The sequence below is a fragment of the Vibrio sp. 03_296 genome (genome assembly GCF_002265885.1).
In genome coordinates this window covers 1-336 of sequence record NZ_NPKW01001413.1, presented here as the reverse complement: position 1 = coordinate 336, position 336 = coordinate 1, and the positions used below count along the sequence as shown (strand labels likewise).

Here is a 336-nt window from a genome sequence, read left to right as displayed (position 1 = left end):
AACATCAGTGTTGACGAAGCAGACGAAGTGACCTTTGTCAGGAACCACGAACCAACGTAGAAAGACGGTCAGAAAGTGACCTTGACCGTGACCGACAGCAAAGGCAACACAGCCTCGTTCGAAGCGACCGTTCAAGATGGCAAGTTCAGCACGACCGCAGACCTAACAGGTAAGGGTCTGGTTGATGGCGCGATCAGCGTGAAAGCGGACGTGACGGACAGCGCGGGCAACCCAGCGAGCGACACAGAAAGCGCGACGTTGGATGCGGACAATGCGGATCTACCGAGCATCGACTTGACGACCGTAGGCGACGGCAACATCAGTGTTGACGAAGCA

General features: G+C 56.0%; 1 protein-coding gene. It reads left to right on the top strand.

Annotated elements, in window-relative coordinates; translation table 11 throughout:
• Positions 1-75 precede the first annotated feature (75 nt).
• Positions 76-336 (top strand): hypothetical protein (locus CIK04_RS32665; protein ID WP_142995073.1); only part of this gene is annotated, 261 nt, incomplete at its 3' end.